This window comes from Arthrobacter sp. zg-Y20 (assembly GCF_030142075.1).
Lineage (GTDB): Bacteria > Actinomycetota > Actinomycetes > Actinomycetales > Micrococcaceae > Arthrobacter_B.
The window spans coordinates 2,371,867-2,394,459 of record NZ_CP126241.1; the positions used below are offsets into that span (position 1 = coordinate 2,371,867).

A 22,593-nucleotide genomic window follows, 5' to 3' on the forward strand; every position below is an offset into this window, starting at 1 on the left:
TTTACCGGACCGGTTGCGGTTTGCCCCGGCAAAGCAGTGCAAGTAGGCGATAATTTTAGGAAGCCACCTGCTCAGGGATACGCTTCTATGGCTAGCGCCCACGCGACTGGAGACGAAGTTGACTGCAAATAGCCCGGCGGATAATTCCGCAACGAAAACAGATGTACTGCTGATCGGCGGCGGCATCATGAGCGCGACCCTCGGGGCGTTCCTGAAGCAGCTGGCGCCGGATTGGGACATCTCCCTCTATGAGCGCCTCGACCGCGCAGGGCTGGAAAGCTCCGACCCGTGGAACAACGCGGGAACCGGCCACGCCGCGCTCTGTGAACTGAACTACAGCCCGGCCGCAGCCGACGGCTCCGTTGACCCGGCGAAGGCGGTGGGCATCAACGAGCAGTTCCAGGTTTCCCGGCAGTTCTGGTCGCATCTGGTCTCTGCAGGCCACATCTCCAACAACTTCATTAATCCGCTGCCGCACATGAGCTTTGTTTGGGGCGACGCGCATTCGGAGTACCTGCGCCGCCGCTGGGAATCGCTGAGCGCGCAGCCCCTCTTCAAGACCATGGAATTCTCCGAGGATCCGGCCAAGCTGGCGGAGTGGGCCCCCCTGATCATGGAAGGCCGCGACCCCTCCCAGCGGGTTGCAGCCTCCCGCGTGGTCGGCGGCACCGACGTCGATTTCGGTGCGCTGACCCGCGAACTGACCAATTACCTCGGCGCCAACGGGGTGAACATGCACTTCCGCCACGAAGTGGGCAACGTATCCCGTTCCTCCACCGGCGGCTGGGACGTCAAGGTCAAGGACCTGGCCACCGGCACCGCCCGCACCGTCAGCGCCAAGTTCGTCTTCATCGGCGGCGGCGGCGGCGCACTGCACCTGCTCCAGGCCTCCGGCATCCCCGAGGGCAAGGGCTTCGGCGGCTTCCCCGTCTCCGGCCAGTTCCTGCGCTCCACGGATGAGTCCATCATTGCCCGCCACAACGCCAAGGTGTACGGCCAGGCTTCCGTGGGTGCCCCGCCCATGTCCGTGCCGCACCTGGACACCCGGTTCGTCAACGGGCAGCGTTCCCTGCTGTTCGGCCCGTACGGCGGCTTCTCGCCCAAGTTCCTAAAGACTGGTTCCTACCTGGACCTGCCGCTCTCGGTCCGGCCGTCCAACCTCGTGCCGATGCTGGGCGTGGCCAAGGACAACATGAGCCTGGTCAAGTACCTCGTCACCGAAGTCCTGAAGACCCGCGAAGGCAAAACGGCCGCACTGCAGGAATTCATGCCCTCCGCCAAGACCGAGGGCTGGGACCTCATCACAGCGGGCCAGCGCGTCCAGGTCATCAAGAAGGACCCGAAGAAGGGCGGTGTGCTGCAGTTCGGCACCGAACTCATCACCGCCGCAGACGGTTCCATCGGCGCCCTGCTGGGCGCATCCCCCGGAGCCTCCACGGCACCGCCCATCATGATCAACCTGCTCAAGCGTGCGTTCCCCCGCCAATTCGACGGCTGGGAACCGAAGATCAAGGAAATGATCCCGGGCTACGGCGTCAAGCTCAACGAAAACGAGCGGTTGATGGAAGAGATCAACGCCGACACGAGCAAGGTCCTGGGCCTGTCCTAGGAACGGCACCGCGGCGCAGGCCTGCCTTCACGGCGGGCCTGCGCCGCACTCTGTTTCAGGCGCCGGGCATTCGGCGCTGCACCACCTCCCCTTCTCCAGTTCGCCCTTCCTAAGGCAGGATCATGGACCGTTTGGCCAAGCTGTCCCTCTCCAACCGGGCGCTCATTGCCCTGATCACGGTGTTCGTGGCGGTTTTCGGCGTCATTTCCATGAGCTCCCTGAAGCAGGAGCTGATCCCGTCGCTGGAGTTCCCGCAGATCAGCGTCATAACTGCCCTGCCCGGCGCCTCCCCCGAGGTGGTGGATGCCCAGGTCAGCGAACCGCTGGAAGGGGCGCTGACCGCCGTCGAAGGCCTGGAAGATTCCTCGGCCACGTCCCGTTCCGGGATCTCCACCATCAGCCTCACCTTTGCCTACGGCACGGACCTGGACCGGGCCCGCGGGCAGGTGGACCGTGCAATCTCCAATTCCCGGCAGCTGCTGCCCGAGGATGCCAATCCGCAGTCGCTGGCCGGCAGCATCAGTGATTTCCCCATCGTCTATCTGGCGGTGTCCTCCGATGAACCGTTGGCCGAGCTCAATGCGGACCTGCAGCGCCTGACCGTTCCCCGCCTGCAGAAAATCGAAGGCGTCCGGACAGCAGAAGTCACCGGCGGATCCACCCGGCACGTCGCCATCCTTCCCGACGACGCCGCCCTCGCCCGGCTGGGCGTCACGCCCGCCGCCATAGTGGATGCGCTGGAAAACAGCGGCGCACTGCTGCCCGCCGGAACCGTTAATGAGGACGGCCGGACCCTCTCCATCCAGGTGGGCGCACCGCTGGACAGCCTGGAGAAGATTTCCGCCCTCCCGGTCGAGTCCGCCGGCGGCAACGGCGACGGCGCACCGGTCACCATCGGCGACGTGGCAACCGTAAACATCACCGAAGATGAAGCCACCTCCATCACCCGGACCAACGGCGAAGCGACGCTGGCCGTGTCCGTCACCAAGACCCCGGCCGGAGACACGGTCGGCATCTCGCACGAGGTCATGGACCTGCTGCCGTCGCTGCAGGAGGAACTGGGCAACGGCGCGGAATTCACCGTGGTCTTTGACCAGGCGCCCTTCATTGAGCAGTCCATTTCCGACCTCACCACCGAAGGCCTGCTCGGGCTGGGCTTCGCTGTGCTGGTCATCCTGGTTTTCCTTCTCTCCATCCGCTCCACGCTGGTCACCGCGGTCTCCATTCCGCTGTCCCTGCTGGTAACCTTCATCGGCCTGCTGGCCTTCGGCTACTCCCTGAACATCCTCACCCTCGGCGCCCTGACCATCGCGATTGGCCGGGTGGTGGACGACTCGATCGTCGTCATCGAAAACATCAAGCGGCACCTGGGCTACGGCGAGGACAAACGCACGGCCATCCTCACCGCCGTGCGGGAAGTGGCCGGCGCCGTGACGGCGTCCACGCTCACCACCGTGGCGGTGTTCGCTCCCATTGCGTTTGTGGGCGGCCTCGCCGGCGAGCTGTTCCGGCCCTTCGCTGTCACCACCACGCTGGCCCTCCTGGCCTCGCTGCTGGTCTCCCTGACCATTGTGCCGGTGCTGGCCTACTGGTTCCTGAAGTCCTCCCCGCCGGTGGCCGACCCCGAGGCGTACCGTGCCGAAGCCGAGGAACGCGAATCCCGGACCATGCTGCAGCGCGGTTACCTGCCGGTCCTGCGCACCACCCAGCGCCACCCGGTGTACACCGTGGTTGCCGGGCTGATCATCCTCCTGGCCACGGCGGCAATGACGCCGCTGCTTCCGACCAACCTGTTGGGCGACACCGGCCAGAACAACTTCAGCGTGCGGCAGGAACTGCCCGCCGGCACATCGCTGGAGCGCACATCCGAGGCCGCCGGCAAGGTGGAGGACATCCTCTCCGGCATCGACGGTGTCAAGGACGTGCAGGTCACCATGGGCACCTCAACCTCCGGGCTGGCCGCGTTCACGGCGGGCGGCTCGTCGGTAGCGAACTTCACGGTCATCACCGAGGAGGGCGTGGACCAGGTGGCACTGCGCGACACCGTCCGGAAGGCCATCGAGGACGCGGACGACGCCGGCAACGTCACCTTGGGCAGCACGGGCGGCGGTTTCGGCACGTCGAACACTGTGGACATTGAGCTCTCCGCCGGCGACCCGGCTGATCTGCAGCCGGCCAGCGACGCGCTTGTGGCGGCCATGTCCGACCTGCCCGGCGTCGCCGAGGCCAGCAGCAACCTTTCCTCCTCCCAGCCGGTGGTCCAGGTGACCATCGACCGGGCGAAGGCAGTGGCCGCCGGCCTCAATGAGCAGCAAATCGCCGGGCTGGTGGCATCGACCGTCAGCCCGCTGCCGGCCGGCACGGTCCGGCTGGGCACGGATGACCTGCCGGTGCTCATCGGTGAGGGCACGCCCATCACTTCCCTGGAACAGCTCAACAGTGTCGCGGTGCCGACCGGTTCCGGTCCGGTGCCGCTGCGCGACCTGGCCACCGTCCAGGAGGTCTCCGTGCCGACGTCGGTCTCCTCTTCCGGCGGCGAACGCACCGCCGTCGTCTCCGTCTCCCCCGAGGGCGACAACCTGGGTGCGGCCATCACCGAAGTCCAGGCCCGGCTGGCGGAGGTGGACCTGCCGGCCAGCGTGACCGCCGAACTCAGCGGCGCCGCCACCCAGCAGAACGAGTCCTTCACCCAGCTCGGCCTGGCGCTGCTGGCTGCCATCGCCATTGTGTACGTGATCATGGTGGCCACCTTCAAGTCCCTGCTGCAGCCGCTGATCCTGCTGGTCTCCATTCCCTTCGCGGCCACCGGCGCCATCCTGCTGCTGCTGGTCAGCGGCGTCCCGCTGGGCCTGCCTTCCCTGGTAGGCATGCTGATGCTGGTGGGCATTGTGGTGACCAACGCCATTGTGCTGATGGACCTGATCAACCAGTACCGGCAGCCGCGGGACGGCAGGCCGGGCATGAACGTGGAGGACGCTGTTTTCCGCGGTGCCCGGCAGCGCCTGCGGCCGATCCTGATGACCGCGCTGGCCACGGTGTTCGCCCTGACCCCGATGGCACTGGGCGTCACCGGCGAGGGCGGGTTCATTTCCCGCCCGCTCGCCATTGTGGTGATTGGCGGCCTGATCTCCTCCACCGCCCTGACGCTGATCCTGGTGCCGGTGCTCTACCGGCTGGTTGAGGGTTCCCGCGAGAAGCGCCAACTGCGCAGGGAGCGCACGGCAGAGATGCATGCCTAGCCGCAGCCCGGAGCCGGGAATGAACCGGGGCAGGTAACCGTTGGAAGGAAAATGTATGCGTATGCATATACTTTGAGGACCATTCCAACTTCCGGAGGCCAACATGCAGATCGGCGTCTTTAGCGTCAGCGACATTACCCGCGACCCCGTCACCGGCCGCATCCCCACCGAGGGTGAGCGGATCAAGGCAGCCGTGGCCATCGCCCGCAAGGTCGAAGAGATCGGCATGGACGTGTACGCCACCGGCGAGCACCACAACCCGCCCTTCTATGCCAGCTCCCCCACCACCCTCCTGGGCTACATTGCCGCCCAGACCGAGCGGATCATCCTCTCCACCACCACCACGCTGATCACCACCAACGATCCGGTGAAGATCGCCGAGGATTTTGCCATGCTCCAGCACGTGGCCGACGGCCGCGTGGACCTGGTCCTGGGCCGGGGCAACACTGCCCCGGTGTACCCGTGGTTCGGCAAGGATCCGCAGGATTCAGTGGAACTGACCGTGGAGAACTACAACCTGCTGCGCCAGCTCTGGGACAAGGACACCGTGAACTGGGAAGGCAAGTTCCGCACCCCGCTGCGCAACTTCACCGCCACGCCGCGTCCGCTCGACGGCGTCGCGCCCTTTGTGTGGCACGGCTCCATCCGCACGCCGCAGATAGCCGAAATTGCCGCCTACTTCGGTGACGGCTTCTTCGCCAACAACATTTTCTGGCCGAAGGAGCACTACATGCAGCTCATCGGACTGTACCGCGAACGGTACGAGCACTACGGCCACGGCCGCGCAGACCAGGCCATTGTGGGACTGGGCGGGCAGTTCTTCATGCGGAAGAACTCCCAGGACGCAATCAACGAGTTCCGGCCCTACTTCGACAACGCCCCGGTGTACGGGCACGGCCCGACCATGGAGGATTTCACCGCCCAAACCCCGCTGACCGTCGGCAGCCCGCAGGAGGTGCTGGAGAAGACGCTGACGTTCCAGGAGTACTTCGGCGACTACCAGCGCCAGCTTTTCCTGATTGACCACGCCGGACTGCCGCTCAAGACGGTCCTGGAACAGCTGGACCTCTTCGGCGAATACGTCCTGCCGGAGCTGCGGAAGGAACTCGACAGCCGACGCCCCGCGGGCGTTCCGGACGGCCCCACGCACGCCGCACGCGCGGCCGCCCGCAACGATGCAGCCGGTGCAGTCCCGGCATCCGCACCGTCACCGTCGGCGGCCGCTGCCGGCGTTCAGTAGGCTGGGAGCATGCACTCCTCCAACGACGCCAGCGTGAAGCAGGCAGCCGAAACCTGGGAATCCCTCTTCCGCGTCCAGGTGGGGGTGATGCGTCGCCTCCAGCGCGATCCTGAGTTTCGGGACCTCACCATGCGCGAGTACGACGTCCTGTTCAACCTCACCCGGTGCCCCGGAGGCTGGAGCCGGCTAAATGAGCTCAACGAGCACCTGCTGATCAGCCAGCCCAGCCTCAGCCGGATGGTGGACCGGCTCGAGGCCCGGGGCCTGGTGCAGCGACGGCCGGCGGAACAGGACCAGCGCGGCGTCGAACTGTCGCTAACGGATGAAGGCCGGGCGGTGCAGCGCCGCCTGGGACGGATCCATGTGCGCGGCATCCACGAGCTCCTCACCCCCGCATTGGACGGTGAGGAGCTGGTCCGGCTCAAGGAACTCACGGATAAGGTGCTGGCGAGCCTGGAGGACTAGCGGGATCAGGCGGCCGCTTCCTCCGCCGTCAACGGCGGGTCGGCAAATGCGAGCCGCGGCACCATCAGCAGGACCGCGGCCGCCACGAACGCCGTCACGGAGCACACCGTCCAGACCGTCAGGTACCCCTCCAGCGGTGCCGCAGTGGCGGTTGCACCGGCCGGAGACAGAGCATCCACGGCCGCGCTGGCCAGGGCAATGCCGAACACTGCTGAGGCGAAGGACCCGCCGATGGTCTTGGTGGTGTTGGTCAGGCCGGTGGCCATGCCGGTCCGGTTCAGCGGAGCTGCCGCCGCGGCAGCTGACGGAAGCGCCGCCACCAGGGCACCGGATCCCAGCCCGGCCACCACCATGTTCGCCAGCGTCTGCGGCAGGGTGTCGTGGAAGGGCAGGAACAGGGCGTAGCCGACGCCGACCAGCACAGCCGCGCCCACCAGGGTATTGCGCGGGGTGGTCCGCCGTGCCGCCGCCGGGAAGAGCAGCGCCCCGGCCAGCAGGGCCAGAACATAGCTTCCGATAATGATGGACACCTGGGAGGCCTCCAGGCCTAGCCCGTAGCCGTACTGGCCGGGGTCGGTGCGGGCGAAGGTGGACATGGGCGCCTGCGCTCCCAGCACCGAGATGCCGAACAGACCGGCGGTCAGCTGCACCGGCCACATGGCAGGACTGCGCAGCATCGCGAAGTCCACCAGCGGATCCTTCCGCCCCGACTCGTAGCGGACGAACGGGATGAAAACCGCCGCGCCGGCTGCCAGCACAGCCCAGGCCCACCAGGTTTCCGGACCGTTGATCCGCAGGAAGGTCAGTCCCGAGGTCAGCGTCAGCAGTCCGAAGGCGAGCAGTGCAAAACCCGTCCGGTCCACGGTGCCGCCGTCCAGGGCGGTGGACTCAGGGACCCCGAACTGCACGGCGAAAATGCACAGTGTGACAGCGAGTGCCGGGATGGAAAGCGTCAGCCAGAGCATGCCAGCGAACTGTTCCACCAGCATCCCGCCCACGAGTGCGCCGCCGATGACCCCCAGTTCCAGCGCGCCCACCAGGATCCCCGCCGCCTTGCGGGTCAGCACGGCGCGGTTGGGTTGCTGCCGCAGCCGGCTGAAGATCAGGGCGATTTCCATCGGCAGCCAGACCACGTAGAAACCCTGCAGCGACCAGGCAGCCAGGAAGGTCCAGAAATCCGGGGCAAATGCGACGCCCCAGGAAGCGATGGCCGTCAGCACCGTGGAGGCCAGCAGGATGCGTTTGTGGCCGTAGATGTCCCCCAGCTTCGCAAGGATGGGAACAGCCAGGGCACTGAGCATCAACTGGGCGGATTCAAACCAGTTGACATCGCCGTCGTCGATCCCCAGGTGCCGGGCAATGTCGGTGAGCATGGGGGTGTAATAGCCCTGCAGGATGCCGCTGGTCAGTTCCACCAGCACCAGGAAGCCGACGACGCTGCCGATCATCCGCAGCCCGGCGGGCGGCGCGGCTGGCACCGCCGGCATCAGAGCGCGCCCATCAGGGTGCGGTAGAACAAGATGCCCTCACCGAAGGTTTCGATGCCTATTTTTTCGTTGTCGGCGTGGATGCTTGCCCGGTCCGCGGCGCTCATCCGGAACGGCGCGAACCGGTACACCGCGTCGCAGATGTTCGTGAACCGGCGGGCATCGGTGCCGCCGAGCATGATGTAGGGCACCGGAACGGCGTCGGGAAAGCTGCTGCGGATGCTGGCCTCCAGCAGCGCGAACTGGGCATTGTCCGTAGCGGATACCGGGGAGGGCTCATTGCCTTCCACCACCCGCAGGGACACCTTCGGGTCGCTGATGATTTTGCGCAGGTGTGCCAGTGTGGACTCCACGCTGGAGCCCACGGCTACCCGGATGTTCGCGTTGGCCGTGGCCCGGGTGGCCAGGACGTTGGAGCCCTTGCTGCCGCGCAGCTGGGTGACGGCCACGGTGGTGCGGGTCATGGCATTGGGTTCGCCGCCGAGCAGCCCGAACACCCGGGTCAGCACCGGTCGCAGGCGCCGCACCTTGCCCAGCACCAGCCGGGGAAGCAACGGGGCGGACCCGGAGAGCCGCTCGATCATTTCCACGGTGACGTCCGGCAGGGCCGCCGGGAACGGACGGCGGTCCAGCCGGACAACCGCCCGGGCCAGCCTCGCCGTCGCGCCCATCCGGTTGGGTGTGGAGGCGTGCCCGCCCTGGTCCTCGGTGGCCAGTTCGACGTCGAGGATCCCCTTTTCGGCCACGCCCACCACGGCCAGGGGTGCGGACACGAACGGAAACGCTCCGGATGCCACTGCGCCGCCCTCATCCAGCACCAACCAGGGACGGATGCCGCGCCGGGCCAGCAGATCCGCGGCGGCGGCAGCGGTGTCGCCTGCAGTTTCCTCGTTGTTGCCGAATGAGAAGTAGAGGTCCTGCTGCGGGGCAAAGCCCTCGGCGAGAAGCTGTTCGGTCGCTTCCAGGACGGCGGCAAGGGCGCCCTTGTCGTCCAGGGCGCCGCGGCCGCAGATGGACGTCTCCGTGACGGTGCCCGCGAACGGCGGATGGTCCCACTGCTGCGGATCTTCAACCGGGACGACGTCGTAGTGCGCCATCAGGACCACCGGGCCCCGGGAGCCGCCGGTTGCCGGGTCTGCAGTTGCGGGGCCTGCCGTGTCGTTCCCCGACGTGTCGCTGCCCGGCCAGCGGTACAGCAGGCCCAGGCCGTTGATCCGCTCCACTTCCAGCTCCTTGTGGACGCGGGGAAACAGCTCGGGCAGGGCGGCGATGAAACCAACAAACTGGTCCGGTTCCATCTCTTCGGGAACGCGCGAAGAGACCGTTCGGAAGGTCAGGAGACGGGCCAGTTTGGGAGCAGCCTCGAGGCCGGTGCGCAGTGCTGTGGCAGGGGCTGTGCGTGGGGTGGTGTCGCTAAGCATGGGCCGAGTGTAACCGCACTGTGGCGCAGGCCACTTCAGCAGGCGGACCCGGTCCCCTACAGTTGCGGCACGGCGGATCAGCTCTCGGGAACGGCGGCCGCATTCAGCAGCGGCAGCATCCGGCCCTCAAAGTGCGTGTTGAGCACAATCACCGAAGAGGTCCGCAGCACGGTATTGGTAGCCACAATGGCATCGATCACCCGCTGCAGGTCCGAGTTGGAGCGTGCTGCCACCCGCGCCAGCAGGTCGCTCTCCCCCGATACGGTGTGCACTTCCTGGATCTCGGGGATGCGGGACAGGGCGGCTACCACCGCATCATGGCCGGTGTCCTGGCGGATGGTCAGCGAACAGTACGCCACCACGTCATAGCCCAGGGCCTCGGCGTCGATCCGCGGACCCCAGCCGGCGATCACCCCGGTCTGCTGCATCCGGTCCAAGCGGGCCTGCACAGTGGCACGGGCAACGGACAACCGGCGGGAGGCCTCCAGCACCGACATCCGGGGGTTGTCGGTGAAAAGGGTCACGATGCGGGCGTCCAGCGCGTCGGTTGGCATGGGGTCCTTTCGGGGCAGTTACGAGGCAGTTAGAGGGCTAACAGAAAGGCGGCAGTGTACAAATTGTAGAACCACTCGGGCAGGGGCCCGGACCAGCTGGTACACAGACCGGCTCTAAGATGGAATGCGGTGTACAGACCTGCCACGTCCGCCTGAACGGGGCCGGCGGGCGGCACCGGCAGCCAGTCCAACGTTCTAAGGCCCTGTTTTCCATGCCACAATCCGCCCTCCCGTCCAGCACCCAAGCGCCCGCCGGGGCTGCGGATTCCTCTGCGCCGCGGAAGATGCAGCCGCGCCACCTGGTGCTGATGAGCCTGGGCAGCGCCATCGGCACCGGATTATTTGTGGGTTCCGGCGCCGGCATTGCCGCTGCCGGACCGGCCGTGCTGATTTCCTTCCTGATCGCCGGCACCATGGTCATCCTCATCATGCGGATGATGGGGGAAATGGCCGCCGCAGACCCCAGCAGCGGGGCCTTCTCGGTCTACGCCGAAAAGGCGCTCGGGCGGACCGCGGGCACCACCGTCGGCTGGCTGTGGTGGTTCCAGATCGTGATCGTGATTGCCGCGGAAGCGACGGCGGCGGCGGCCATTACGGCGTCACTGGTCCCCGGCGTCGAACAGTGGGTCCTGGCACTGGCCTTCATCATTGCCTTCACCGCGGTCAATCTGGCCGGGGCGGCAAGCCTGGGTGAATTCGAGTATTGGTTCGCGATCCTCAAGGTAGCCGCCATCATCATTTTCCTGGGCGTCGGAGTAGCGTTCATTGCGGGCTGGCTGCCCGGCGTGGCGTCCCCGGGAGTGGACAACCTCTTCAACAACGGCGGGTTCATGCCCAACGGGATGACCGGCGTCGCCTCCGGGCTGCTGCTGGTGGTGTTCGCTTTCGGCGGCACCGAAATCATCACCATCGCCGCCGCAGACACTGAAGAACCGTCCAAAAACATCGCCGCCGCCATCAGCTCCGTGATCTGGCGGATCCTGGTCTTCTACATCGGCTCCGTGCTGGTGATGGTCACCGTCCTGCCCTGGGACAGTGAAGCGCTGAGCACCGGGCCGTTCGTGGCCGTGCTCCACGCTGCCAAGGTTCCCGGCGCCGATACCGTGATGGCAGTGGTGATCGTGATCGCCCTGCTCTCGGCGATGAACGCCAACCTCTACGGTGCCTCGCGGATGGCCTACTCGCTGGGCGAGCGCGGACGGGCCCCGGCAGCCCTTGGCCGCCTGAGCTCCGGCGGCGTTCCCCGCCGGGCCGTCCTGGCCTCCGTGGCGTTCGGCTTTATAGGCGTGGTGCTGAACTATCTCTACCCGGACACCGTGCTGATGATCCTGCTCAACCTGGTGGGCTCCAGCTGCCTGGTGGTTTGGGGCATCTCAATTGTTTCCCAGATCATCCTGAGGCGCCGGGCCGACGCGGCCGGCACCGAACTGACCTTCAAAATGTGGGCGTTCCCGTGGCTGTCCTACTTTGCCCTGGCCCTGCTGGCAGGCATTGTGGTCCTTGGTTTCTTCGACGACGCCGTGCGCGTCCAGCTGCTCGCAACGGCGGGACTGAGCGCCGTGCTGGTCCTGCTGGCGTGGCGGTTCGAACAGCGCAGTGCCCGGCGCCGGCCGGCAGCCGGCCCGGCAGACTAGCCCGGCAGCCTAGGATGCCGGGCCGGCTGCGTTCGGTCGGAACTGCCTAGCGGCCCTTGCGGCGCTTGGGCAGGAATTCGGACTCGACGGCGCTCTTCGCGCGTTTCTCGGCCCGCTTCTCCTTGAGTGCCTTGCCGTGCTTCTTGGAAGTGGATCCCTGCGGGGACTTTCCTGACATGTCCGGCTCCTAACTCACCATGGGATAGGTCCGTCGAACGTTACGCCCAATGCCGCCCGATTCCACCCCCTTCCCAATGAATGTGCTGTACGGGCACGGCGGGAGCACGGCGGGACGCTTCCTGCGCAAACTGCCTAGGGTAAACGCGGCGCACGTCACACATTTGTACAGAGTGTGCAACGTTTGGCGGTAAGTTTGCTCAAGGTGTCGGGACACACTAGGTTGCGGTTATGGACACTACTCAGCAACCGGCAGCGCTGCCCGCGGACGAACTGCGCGAGCTCTACCGGCTCGTCACCGCCGTCCGGCAGCTGGACCTCGCTGCCATCGCCTGGCAGCGCCAGGGCATCATTCCCGGTTACGCACCCGAACTGGGACAGGAAGCGGCACAGGTGGGCAGCGCCTTCGCCATGGACCCGCAGCGGGACTTCATCTTCCCCACCTACCGGGAAATGGGCGTGGCCCTGACCCTGGGCGTAGATATGACCGCCTATATGTCCACCCACAAAGCCAGCTGGCACGGCGGACTGTATGACCCGGTGAAGACCAGGCTTGCGCCCATCCAGGCAGTGGTGGGCGGATCCGTGCTGCACGCCGTCGGCTGGGCCCACGGCCAGACCCTCTCGGGCGGGGATACCCGCGGCGTCGCCCTGACCTACTTCGGCGACGGTGCCAGCTCCCAGGGCGATGTCCACGAGGCCATGAACTTTGCCGGTGTCCTGAAGGCGCCGGTGATCTTCTTCGTCCAGAACAACGGCTGGGCCATTTCGCTGCCTACCGAAGCACAGGTGGCCGGCGGAACCGTCGCCGCCCGCGCCGCCGGGTACGGCATGCGCGCCATCACGGTGGACGGCAACGATGCCGCCGCCGTCGTCCTGGCCACCCGTGAGGCCGCCGCCCATGCCCGCGCCGGACACGGCCCCGTCCTCATCGAAGCAATGACCTACCGCCGCGGCCCGCACTCCACCAGCGATGACCCCGGCCGCTACCGGAGCCTGGAGGAAGAACGGCGCGACGCCGGCACGGACCCCGTCCAGTTGCTGGCGGACCGCCTCCTGGCAGAGGGCATCGCGGACTCCGACTTTCTGGACACCGCGCTTGCCGACGCGAAGGCCAATGCCGAACGCGTCCGGGAGGGCGTTGAAGCACTCGGCGTCCGGCCGGGCCGGGAAATGTTCGACTTCGTTTACGCCGAGCCCACTGAAGCACTGAAGGCCCAGGCCCGTGCCTGGCGGGAGGAATCCGAACATGTCTGAGCAGCTCACCGAGGCGACCGCTTCCTCCGATCTGGACGCTGCGGCAGCCAACGCCGAAACCGCCGCCGCCACGAAGCAGTCCGCGCGGGCAGTACCCGTGCCCGCCGCCGACGGTCCGGTCCAGCACCTGTCCATGCAGCAGGCGCTGAACCGGGCGCTGGCCGAAATCCTCGCCGGCGACCCCAAGGCACTGGTCCTCGGTGAGGACGTGGGCCGGCTGGGCGGAGTTTTCCGCATCACTGACGGCCTGCAGCAGCGCTTCGGCGCCGAACGGGTCTTCGACACCCCGCTGGCCGAATCCGGCATCCTGGGCATGTCCGTGGGCCTGGCCATGGCCGGCTTCCACCCGATCCCCGAGGTGCAGTTCGACGGATTCGCGTACCCGGCGGTGAACCAGATCATCACCCAGCTGGCCCGGATGAATTACCGCAGCCGCGGCACCATGCCCATGCCGGTGACACTCCGGGTTCCCAGCTTCGGCGGCATCCGTGCGCCCGAACACCACGGTGAGTCCCTGGAAGCGCTGTTCGCGCACGTTCCCGGGCTCAAGGTGGTCTCCCCCTCCAGCCCGCACGAGGCCTACCACCTGCTCAAGCACTCGGTAGCGGTGCCGGATCCGGTGATCTTCATGGAACCCAAGTCCCGATACTGGCAGAAGGGCGACGTGTACCTGGACGACGCCGGCGCCGTCGAAGGTGCGAAGGTGGTCCGCCCGGGCAAGCACGTCACACTGGTGGCATGGGGCGCCATGGTGGCCCGGTGCCTGCAGGTCGCGGAACTGGCAGCGGAGGACGGCATCGAGGTGGAGGTCCTGGACCTGCGCTGGCTCAAGCCGATCGACGCCGCCGCCCTGGCCGAATCCGTGGGCCGGACCCGGCGCGCCGTCATCGTGCATGAGGCACCCCTGACCTCCGGGCTGGGCGCCGAGGTGGCCGCACTGATCACCGAACATTGCTTCGACACCCTGCGCGCCCCGGTTGGGCGGGTCACCGGATTCGACGTACCGTATCCGTCAGGAGACCTTGAAGACGAATACATCCCGAACATTGACCGCATCCTGTTCGGGATCCAGCGAGTATTGGAGTACCGGCGTGGCTGAAATTTCCTTTCCCCTTCCCGACCTCGGCGAGGGGCTGATTGAGGCCACAGTGCTGGAATGGCTGGTGGCTGAAGGCGACCAGGTGGAGCGCAACCAGCCGCTGGTGGAGGTGGAAACCACCAAGTCCGCGGTGGAACTGCCCTCCCCGCAGGCCGGCAAAGTTGCCCGGATCTACGGTGGGCCCGGCGAGAAGATCAACGTTGGCGAGCCGCTCATTGTGTTCGAGGTGCCCGACAACACCGCCGGCATTGTCGGCACCGTGCCGCAGGAAGCGCCCGCGCGCCGCCGGGTACGGCTCACGGCCGCCCTGGACGAGGACTAGGCCCGTGTCCGGCTACGGTTCCCTGGTGGAAGGCACCGACCCCCGGCTGGACGTCCGGGAGTTCCCGGGCACCGACGGCGGCGCCGCTGCCGACGCCGGTCTGCGCCCGGTGCTGCTGCTGCACGGCTTCGCCTCCAACTCCCAGCTGAATTGGCACGACGCGGGGTGGGTCAGCGCCCTGGTTGCGGCCGGACGGCGGGTCATCACCGTTGACTTGCCCGGCCACGGAGCCAGCGCCGCCCCGGCCGACCTGGATTCCTACCGGCCCAGCCGTATCCGTGCTGACCTGCTCCAGGTGGCCCAGGACGCAGGCGTCCGCCCCCTCGCCGACGGCGACCCGGCCAGCGGGCTGGACGTGGTGGGCTATTCGCTCGGATCCCGGCTGGCCTGGGAATTCGGGGCAACCCAACCCGAACTGGTGCACCGGATGGTGCTGGGCGGTCCGGGCAGTGCAGACCCGCTGGCGGAATTCGACCTGGACGCTGCGCGGGAAGCGGCAGCAGGGGGCGCGCCGGTAGCGGATCCCCGTACCGCAGAACTGCTCCGGATGGCGCAGCTGGTGCCCGGAAACAACCTCGCCGCACTGTTCCGGATGGTCGAGGCCATCAAGGAGGAACCGTTCAACCCCGAGGCGGCTGTGCCGGCCATGCCGCTGCTGCTGGTCGCCGGAGACCGTGACGACCTTGCTGCCACGGCACCGGAGCTGGCGGCGCTGAGCGGCCGGGCCGAACTGCTGGAACTGCCGGCGCGCACCCATGCGAATGCGGTCACCTCGCGCGCTTTCAAGAGCGCAGCTCTGGACTTCCTCAAGGGGTAGCCCGCTGTAGCCACCCCCAGCCGGGGCGCGGCGCGGCCATATTACGAGTTGGTCACGTCCATTCGAATATGCCCGGATTGCGGCCTGTCGCGGGCTAGGATGGAACGGCTAGTGGGCTAGCCTGAGATTAATCAGCCTGCTGATGGTTTGAGGCTTGTTCCCGCTTTCACTTTCACGCTCAAGGGAGGACACCCATGGATGTACTCCTAGGGCACCGATACCGCACCACCGAACTCATTGGCTCCGGGGGTGCCGCCTCGGTGTACCGTGCCGTGGATGAGAACCTGGGGCGCGAAGTGGCCGTCAAACTCTTTGCAGTCTCGGTCAACGAGGATGATGAAACCCGCCGCCAGCAAACCGAGATGCAACTGCTTGCCACCCTGAACCATCCCGGACTGGTGACGCTTCTCGATGCCGGCATCAGCGTGGACGACGAGGGCCGGGCAGCAAGCTATCTGGTGATGGAACTGGTGGACGGCCCCGACCTGCGCGGAAAGCTCAAGGAGGGCCCGCTCTCCTCCTCGGCTACGGCTGCCCTCGGCGCCGACCTGGCCGATGCCCTGAACTATGTGCACAGCAACGGCGTCATTCACCGCGACGTGAAGCCGGCCAACATCCTGCTCTTTCCGCAGGAGGACCAGGACACCCGGCTATACCCCCGGCTGACCGACTTCGGAATTGCGAGGATGGTCGAGGCCACTGTGGCCACCGCGCACGGCGCGACCATCGGCACGGCCAACTACCTCAGCCCGGAACAGGCACAGGGCGCCGCTGTGGACCCCCGCACGGACATCTACTCCCTTGGCCTGGTGCTGCTGGAATGCCTGACCGGAGAAAAGGCCTTCCCGGGCCCCATCGTGGAGGCCGCCGTGGCCCGCCTCCTTCGTGACCCCGCGATTCCCGAGTCGGTAGGGCCCGAGTGGACGGAAATCCTGCGGGCCATGACCTCCCGGCTGGTCGATGCCCGTCCCGAAGCCCACGAGGTGGCCCTGACGCTGCGGAACCTGGCATCCGAAGCCTTCCTGTTGGACGGACCAGATCTTCCCTCGCCTGCCGCAGTCGAGACAGCTTTGCGTGAACCGGTCACCGGTGAATCCGGAAGCACAGGCGGGATCACCACCGGCAACATCTACATTCCCGCCCCTCCGGCCCACGCTCCCAGCCTCGGGTAGGAAAGCACACCACAGCAAAACGGACCGGCCCTTCGGGGCCGGTCCGTTTGTCCAAGAGACTCGCTTATTTGCCGTCGTCGGCTGCTTCGTCTTCTTCGGGCTCAAAGTTGGAGGCTTCGTTGGTGCTCCCAGCGGCAATACCGTCCTCGCTCTGCGGGATGGTGCCTTCGGGTCCCTGTGATCCTGTCTCCTGCTGATCCCCCCGGCCGGCGTCCTTTTCGGTATTTCCCATCGTATTTCTCCTTAGTGGTGCTCGCGGGACTACTTATCCGATACTAGGCCAACCGTGGCGCACCCGACACCTGCGGGTGGTTCAAGCTGCGGCTTTGCGGCGGGCCGCTGCTGCCCGCGAGGCAACCAAGCTGAGCAGCAGCAGTGTTGCGGCCGCGGCCGTCGGAACAATGAACGCGTGGCCGTAGCCGAAGGAATCGGCCAGCCGGCCGGAAACCGCCGAGCCCAGCGCCGTTCCGGTTACCACCCCGCTGGCCAGCATGGTCATGACAGTGCCCATCAGTTCGCGCGGGGCCACAATGGCGCCGATACCGAAAATACTCACCATGGTGGGCCCCACCGGGATGCCCAGGACCAGCAGGACCACCAGCATGGTGGCGATGTCGGCGGGCAGGAACAGCAACAGGGAAAAGGCGGTCATAGCTGCCGCGCATAGCATCCAGCGGGCCGCCGGTCCGAAACGCTCCGGCCAGAAGGCTACGGACAGGGCTGCCACGGCGGAACTGAGTCCCATCACGGCGTACAGCAGTCCGGCGGAGGACGCTACGCCGAAGCTTCCGGCAAAGGCCGTCAGGCTGGTCTGGGTCGATCCGAAGAAGGTCCCCATGGCGACCATGCCCAGGACGGGCAGCATAATGACCAGCCACTGCGTCTTCGGGCGGGTGACCCCCGGTGCTGTGGAAGCGGCGGCACCGGCGGGGGCTGCGGCGTTGCCCTTGCGGGAGGCCGGGCGGCGGGAGGCCGGGACCACGGATTCCACCGTCCGGTGGACGGCGAAGGCCGAGACCATCCCGGCTGTGAGCACGGCTGCCAGCGCCAGCGGCAGCCACGGGGCGACGGCTGCCGCGAGCAGGCCCACCAGCGCCGGTCCAAGCACGAAGGTGAGCTCATCGGCGGTCCCTTCGTAGGAGAGCGCAGTGTCCATCTCGCGTCCCTGCGGGCGGCCGGCGGTCATGGCCATCCAGCGGACCCGGGCCATGGGCCCGACCTGCGGGCAGGAGGCACCCATAAAGAACGCAGCGGCCAGCATCCAGAACGCTGCACCGGACGGTTCGAGCAGGGCGGCAGAGAGCAGGAACAGCCCGATGGCCACCGGGTTCAGCACCGCAGTAGACAACAGGACGGGACGCTGGCCGATCCGGTCGGCCAGGTACCCCAGCAGCGGGGCTCCGGTTGCGGAACCGATTCCGACGCCGCCGGCGGCGAACCCGCCCAGCGCATAGGAACCGGATACTTCGGTGATCAGGGTCAGGGCGCCCACGGTCAGCATGGCCAGCGGCAGGCGGGCAAGGAAACCGATGGTGAAGAAGGAACGTCCGGCCAGGGCAAAAATCGCCTGGTAGCGGCCCGTTTCCGGGGCGGGCACCGGCTTGGCTGCGCCGGGGTGTGAGGGGTCGGAAGAGGAACTGTTGTGGGTCATGGTGCGGTATCCAAGTACGTCGAACCGCACACCGTCCCCCCTCCCGGTGCGCACAACCCTTGTTACTAGCGCGATTTTACCCACGCCGGGGCGTGCTGCCTAACCGGCGGCCCACGCAACGGATGCCGCCGGGCGGATCAGGCTATGGCTGCCTCTCCCGCGGTGTAGTGCACGGTAGAGCCGTTGCGTCCCTTGAGGATTTGCAGCTGGGCCGGTATCCGCAGCTTCATCTCGGCGACGTGGCTGACCAGGCCCACCACCCGGCCGCCGTCGCGGAGGCCCTCGAGTGCGTCCATCACCTGCTCGAGTGATTGTTCATCGAGGCTGCCGAAGCCCTCGTCCACAAACAGGGTCTCAATGTTCACTCCCCCCGCTTCCTGCTGCACAACATCTGCCAGCCCCAGGGCAAGGGACAGGGAGGCCATAAAGCTTTCGCCGCCGGAGAGCGTTGACGTGTCCCGGTGCTGGCCGGTCCATTCATCCGTCACATGCAGGCCCAGCCCGGCCTTGCGGTTGCCGGACTTGGAGTCGCTGTGCACCAGCGCATACCGCCCACCGGTCATCGCGGCAAGCCGTTCGGTAGCCGCTGCGGCCACCTGTTCCAGGCGGGCAGCCAGGACGTAGGTGCTGAGGGTCATCTTGTACTCGTTTTCGCCACCGCCGCGGGCCGTGTCGGCCACAGACTGCAGCAGGTCCCTGCGCGCCCGCAGAGGTGCTGTCCGTTCCAGTGCCTGGGTCAGCTCCGTCGAGTACTCCGCGAGCCGGACCGCCGATCCTTCCAGCAGCCGGACCAGCAGGGCAGCTTCCTCCTGCTCCTTGCGGGCAAGTGCCGCCGCCTCGGAGGCTTCCTCGACGTCTTCCTCATCGGGTACGGGCAGCAGTTCTCCGGTGTTGTCTTCCGGCGCGGCAGCCTCTTGCCCTTCCCGCCGCAGCAGCAGACGGCGGCCTTCCTCTTCCCATTCCTGCAGTGCGGAACGGTAGGCATCGGCCGTAGCGGCATCAAGCAGGGCTCCGCTGACTTCCGTGCCCGAGCTGAAAGCGGTCCCGGTCAGGGCATCCCGGAGTTCAGCGCTGACGCGGACAAGTTCCTCCCGGGAGGCCTCGGCGGCAGCCGCGGTTTCCCGCGCGGCGCGGACGAGACCGCCAAGGAGCGTCAGCGACTGCACCCGCTCGGCTATGCTCTCGAAGCCGTGCAATGCCGCCGCCACCCGGGCGGTCAGCTCGGCGGCCTGTTCCCGGGCAGCTTCGGCCCGGGACTGTGCCTGTGCCGCTTCGAGGAGACTCCCCGAACGCTCCGTATCCAGCGCTGCCAGATCCGCAGCGATCCGCTCCAGCCTGCCGGCAGCCTCTGCCTGCTTCCGGCCGGCGGCGCGGGCCTCTTCCAAGGCTGCCAGGGAAGCGTCCAGCTGTTCCTGCGCGGAGGCTGGATCTCCGTCGCCGCCGCGTGCCCGCAGGGCAGCTGCCGCTTCGGCGGCAGTGCCCGCAACGCGCGCCGCGGCGTCGAAGGCTGCCTCGGCTGCCTCGGCACGGGCCTTGGCGTTCTGTTCAGCTTCCCGGGTGACTGCGGTCTGGCCCGGGGGCAGAGCTGCAGGGTCCGGATGCTCCAGACCACCGCACACCGGGCAGGCAGCCCCGTCCGCCAGTTCCTGTGCCAGTTCCGCTGCTGCCTGCTCAAGCCGCACCTGCAGCAGGTCCTGCCAAGCCTGCCGAAGGTCCTGGTACTGCTGCCGGGCATCAGCGGCGGCCTGTTCAGCGGACCCTGCCTTTTCGCGGGAGTCGGCGTAGCTGCGGATGGTGGCGACCAGTTCTTCGGCCCGGGTCACAGCTGAGGCTGCCCGGGACTCCCCCTCAGCCAGCCGGTCCAGGTCCGCTGCTTCGGATGACAGGCGGGTTTCCTCTTCGCGCAGGGACGCCGCCGTGTCCCCTGCCTTGGCTGCCTGCGAGCGCCGGGTTTCAGCAGTGGCTTCCTCCGTCGCTGCGCGGGCCAGGAGCGCATGGATGCGCTCTTCGTCTTCCAGCGCGGCGTTCGCTGCGGCCAGGTCCGCCCCGGTCCGGGCAACAAGTCCTTCGGGCAGCGCAGCAGCAGGATCGGGGACCGGGTCCACGGACGGCATCTGGTAGGCGGCCGCCAACGGGTGGGCGGTGAGCTCCGTCCACGCGGCCTCCCATGCGGTAATCCGAGACGAGGCGCGTTCCTGCGCTGCGTCCACCGTCCGCACGTAGCCGGCCACCGCGGAAGCGGCAGTATGGGTTGCCAGCGCGTTTCGCTGCTCCCGGAGCCCGGCTCCGGTTTTTTCGTGGTCGGCTTCGTCCCGGACCAGTTGCGCCAGGGCCAGGCCGCGTGCCCGCAGGTGAACCAGGTCCTGCAGGTGCTTCTCGGCACGTTCCCGGACTGCCCGCAGCTGCGCCAGCTCGTCCCGGGCAGCAGCGGTCCGTGTGCCCAGCTCGGCACGGAAGGCGGCGATTTCCTGTTCGGGCTGTTCAATCCCCGCGCTGGCTGCCGCGGATTCGGCCGGCACCGCCGTATTGTCGTCCGCCTCCCCGGCCAGGGCGCCGAACTCGTCACGGTAACGGCTGATTTCATCCCGTGCCCGGCGCAGGACGTGCTCGGACTGTGCCCGGGCTGCTTCGAAGCGCTGTTCCGCCTCGGTCAGCTCGGCCTTCAACTGGCGCTCGATGTCCTCGAACCGTGAGGTACCGAAGAGCTGCTGCAGCAGCGCTTCCCTGGAGGCGGCGTCAGCCCGCAGGAACGCAGCAAAGTCTCCCTGCGGCAGCATCACCACCCGGGTGAACTGTTCCCGGTTCATTCCGAGCAGTTCGGTGATCTCGGTGGAGGCTTCATCATTGCGGGAAGACTTTTCCACCCAGGCTCCGCCGGTGTATTCGCGCAGCAGCGTTTTTGCCTGCTCGGCAACAGTGCTCCGGCCGCCGGCCCGCTTGGCCGGACGCTCCCACTGGGGGTTGCGGACCACCTCGAAGCGGCGGGTTCCGGAGCTGAACTCGCACACCACTTCCGGAGCGGTTGCCGGGTCCGCGTGGTCGCTGCGCAGCCGGCGGGCCTGCTGCCTGGCGCCGGGGACGGCACCGTACAGGGCATAGCAAACAGCGTCCAGCACGCTGGTCTTTCCGGCACCGGTGGGACCGTTGAGGAGGAACAGGCCGTGTGCGCCCAGCTCGTCGAAGTCGATGACCTGGCGTTCGGCAAACGGGCCGAAGGCCTGGATTTCCAAGCGGTGGATCCTCACTGTGCTGCCTCCGATTCGCGGACCTTGTCCAGGATTTCCCTAAAGAGGTCCTTCTCTTCCTCTGCGGCGCTGCGGGAGCGCACGTGCTCCAGGAAGCCGCAGCAGATGTCCAGGTCATCCGTGGCTTTCGCCAGCCGCTGGCTGTAAGTCTGGGCCGGCCCGCGGACCCCGCCTTCGGGGTCGAAGGTGAGCACCAGAGTGTCCGGGAACCTGGTGCGCAGCAGTTCCATGGCTTTGGCCGGCCGCTGGCTGTCCGTCAGCGTCACCTGGCAGTAGGCGTCTTCGGCATCGGCAAGTGCCGGGTCCGCCAGGAGATCGGCAAGCTTACCGCGCAGCACCGCGAGCCGGCGGGGCGCAGGCCAGGTGACGGCCTCGGCGGTAACCAGCCCGTCGCCGTCGAACTCCAGGAGCCAGCCGCCCTTGGCCTGGCGCGCCTCGGAGAAGGAGTAGGGCAGTGGCGAACCGCTGTAACGGACGGTGGGGCTGAGCTGCTGCCGTCCATGCAGGTGCCCGAGCGCGGTGTAGGAAAACCCGTCGAAAAGATCCAGCGGAACAGCTCCCAGCCCGCCCACGGCGAGGTCGCGCTCACTGTCGCTGCTGATGCCGCCGCTCGCGAAGGTATGCGCCATGACCACGGAGGTCACGGGGGCGCCGGCCTCTTGCCTGGTGCGGATGTCCTGCCGGATGCGTTCTACAGCAGCAGCGGTGACGGAGAAGTGGTTCGGCTCCTGGACGCCGAGCTCCGGCGCGGCCAGCCGCGGTTCCAGATAGGGAATGCCGTAGACCGCCAGCGTGCCGCCGGCGGCGGGCAGCAGCACCGGACGGGCAATGTCCTGGTAGCGGGTACGCAGGTGCACCCCGGCACGCTCAAACAAGGCGCTGCCGAATCCCAGCCGGGCAGCGGAGTCGTGGTTGCCGCTGGACAGCACCACTGCGGCGCCTGCACCCGTGATGCGCTCCAGTGCGGAATCCAGCAGGCGGACCGTGTCCACCGCAGGCAGCGCACGGTCGTAAACGTCTCCGGCAATAAGCACGGCGTCGACGCCGCGTTCCCGGACGGTGTCCACCAGTGCATCGATGAAGTCCGCCTGGGCATCCAGCATTCCCACGCCGTGGAAGGACCTGCCCAGGTGCCAGTCTGAAGTGTGCAGTATGCGCATGTCTTCAAAGCTACCTGCCGGGTCCGACAGTTAACGGATCGGGG

18 protein-coding genes are annotated in these 22,593 nt (G+C 67.3%); 10 read left to right on the top strand and 8 right to left on the bottom strand.

Annotated features, from left to right (window positions below; genetic code table 11):
* Positions 1-118: 118 nt before the first annotated feature.
* The 4 genes from QNO06_RS11415 (at position 119) to QNO06_RS11430 (ending at position 6,553) form a co-directional block, all read left to right on the top strand.
* Positions 119-1,609, top strand: coding sequence for a malate:quinone oxidoreductase (locus QNO06_RS11415; RefSeq protein WP_227914434.1), 1,491 nt, complete (start codon positions 119-121; stop codon positions 1,607-1,609).
* A gap of 122 nt (positions 1,610-1,731) precedes the next feature.
* A complete protein-coding gene (locus tag QNO06_RS11420) occupies positions 1,732-4,848 on the top strand; it encodes an efflux RND transporter permease subunit (protein ID WP_227914435.1) in 3,117 nt (1,038 codons plus the stop codon).
* A gap of 103 nt (positions 4,849-4,951) precedes the next feature.
* Positions 4,952-6,088 carry a CE1758 family FMN-dependent luciferase-like monooxygenase gene (locus tag QNO06_RS11425; RefSeq protein WP_227914436.1) on the top strand — a complete coding sequence of 379 codons (1,137 nt, stop codon included), beginning with the start codon at positions 4,952-4,954 and terminating at the stop codon, positions 6,086-6,088.
* 9 nt (positions 6,089-6,097) lie between these two features.
* Positions 6,098-6,553: a MarR family winged helix-turn-helix transcriptional regulator gene (locus QNO06_RS11430; protein WP_227914437.1), complete on the top strand. Its 456-nt coding sequence runs from the start codon at positions 6,098-6,100 to the stop codon at positions 6,551-6,553.
* Between the two features lie 5 nt (positions 6,554-6,558).
* Here QNO06_RS11430 and QNO06_RS11435 read toward each other — a convergent pair whose 3' ends face one another.
* The 3 genes from QNO06_RS11435 to QNO06_RS11445 all read right to left on the bottom strand — a co-directional run bounded on the left by QNO06_RS11435 (position 6,559) and on the right by QNO06_RS11445 (position 10,015).
* The gene (locus tag QNO06_RS11435; protein ID WP_227914439.1) at positions 6,559-8,040 is read right to left on the bottom strand and encodes an MFS transporter; all 1,482 of its coding nucleotides are present in this window, start codon (positions 8,038-8,040) and stop codon (positions 6,559-6,561) included.
* Positions 8,040-9,461, bottom strand: a complete 1,422-nt coding sequence (locus QNO06_RS11440) for a M20/M25/M40 family metallo-hydrolase (RefSeq protein ID WP_227914441.1) — start codon at positions 9,459-9,461, stop codon at positions 8,040-8,042. Before QNO06_RS11440 ends, QNO06_RS11435 begins: the two co-directional genes overlap by 1 nt.
* Positions 9,462-9,538: 77 nt before the next feature.
* Positions 9,539-10,015 (bottom strand): Lrp/AsnC family transcriptional regulator, encoded by a 477-nt coding sequence (locus tag QNO06_RS11445; RefSeq protein WP_227914443.1) that lies wholly within the window; start codon positions 10,013-10,015, stop codon positions 9,539-9,541.
* A gap of 212 nt (positions 10,016-10,227) precedes the next feature.
* Here QNO06_RS11445 and QNO06_RS11450 point away from each other — a divergent pair, with 212 nt between their 5' ends.
* Entirely contained in the window at positions 10,228-11,649 is a 1,422-nt protein-coding gene (locus QNO06_RS11450) for an amino acid permease (RefSeq protein ID WP_227914445.1), read from the top strand.
* Positions 11,650-11,695: 46 nt separating this feature from the next.
* Here the strand turns inward: QNO06_RS11450 and QNO06_RS11455 are convergent, their stop codons facing one another.
* The gene (locus QNO06_RS11455) at positions 11,696-11,827 is read right to left on the bottom strand and encodes a hypothetical protein (protein ID WP_269437464.1); all 132 of its coding nucleotides are present in this window, start codon (positions 11,825-11,827) and stop codon (positions 11,696-11,698) included.
* A 230-nt stretch (positions 11,828-12,057) separates the two neighbouring features.
* Here QNO06_RS11455 and QNO06_RS11460 point away from each other — a divergent pair, with 230 nt between their 5' ends.
* From QNO06_RS11460 to QNO06_RS11480, 5 genes are all read left to right on the top strand, one after another.
* Positions 12,058-13,083, top strand: a complete 1,026-nt coding sequence (locus QNO06_RS11460; RefSeq protein ID WP_227914448.1) for a thiamine pyrophosphate-dependent enzyme — start codon at positions 12,058-12,060, stop codon at positions 13,081-13,083.
* A gap of 133 nt (positions 13,084-13,216) precedes the next feature.
* Positions 13,217-14,182 carry an alpha-ketoacid dehydrogenase subunit beta gene (locus tag QNO06_RS11465; protein WP_227914466.1) on the top strand — a complete coding sequence of 322 codons (966 nt, stop codon included), beginning with the start codon at positions 13,217-13,219 and terminating at the stop codon, positions 14,180-14,182.
* Positions 14,175-14,504, top strand: a complete 330-nt coding sequence (locus QNO06_RS11470; RefSeq protein ID WP_227914450.1) for a biotin/lipoyl-containing protein — start codon at positions 14,175-14,177, stop codon at positions 14,502-14,504. The genes QNO06_RS11465 and QNO06_RS11470 overlap by 8 nt, the downstream gene beginning before the upstream one ends.
* Positions 14,505-14,508: 4 nt before the next feature.
* Positions 14,509-15,321 carry an alpha/beta fold hydrolase gene (locus QNO06_RS11475; protein WP_442860202.1) on the top strand — a complete coding sequence of 271 codons (813 nt, stop codon included), beginning with the start codon at positions 14,509-14,511 and terminating at the stop codon, positions 15,319-15,321.
* A 194-nt stretch (positions 15,322-15,515) separates the two neighbouring features.
* Positions 15,516-16,493 (top strand): serine/threonine-protein kinase, encoded by a 978-nt coding sequence (locus QNO06_RS11480; protein ID WP_227914453.1) that lies wholly within the window; start codon positions 15,516-15,518, stop codon positions 16,491-16,493.
* A gap of 64 nt (positions 16,494-16,557) precedes the next feature.
* On the opposite strand, the gene QNO06_RS11485 is transcribed toward QNO06_RS11480, so the two are convergent.
* From QNO06_RS11485 to QNO06_RS11500, 4 genes are all read right to left on the bottom strand, one after another.
* On the bottom strand, positions 16,558-16,725 hold the full coding sequence (locus QNO06_RS11485; RefSeq protein WP_227914455.1) for a hypothetical protein: 168 nt from the start codon (positions 16,723-16,725) through the stop codon (positions 16,558-16,560).
* Between the two features lie 81 nt (positions 16,726-16,806).
* Positions 16,807-18,144: an MFS transporter gene (locus QNO06_RS11490; protein WP_227914457.1), complete on the bottom strand. Its 1,338-nt coding sequence runs from the start codon at positions 18,142-18,144 to the stop codon at positions 16,807-16,809.
* Positions 18,145-18,281: 137 nt separating this feature from the next.
* The gene (locus QNO06_RS11495) at positions 18,282-21,389 is read right to left on the bottom strand and encodes an AAA family ATPase (protein ID WP_227914459.1); all 3,108 of its coding nucleotides are present in this window, start codon (positions 21,387-21,389) and stop codon (positions 18,282-18,284) included.
* Positions 21,386-22,549, bottom strand: a complete 1,164-nt coding sequence (locus tag QNO06_RS11500) for an exonuclease SbcCD subunit D (protein WP_227914461.1) — start codon at positions 22,547-22,549, stop codon at positions 21,386-21,388. The genes QNO06_RS11495 and QNO06_RS11500 overlap by 4 nt, the downstream gene beginning before the upstream one ends.
* Positions 22,550-22,593: the final 44 nt, after the last annotated feature.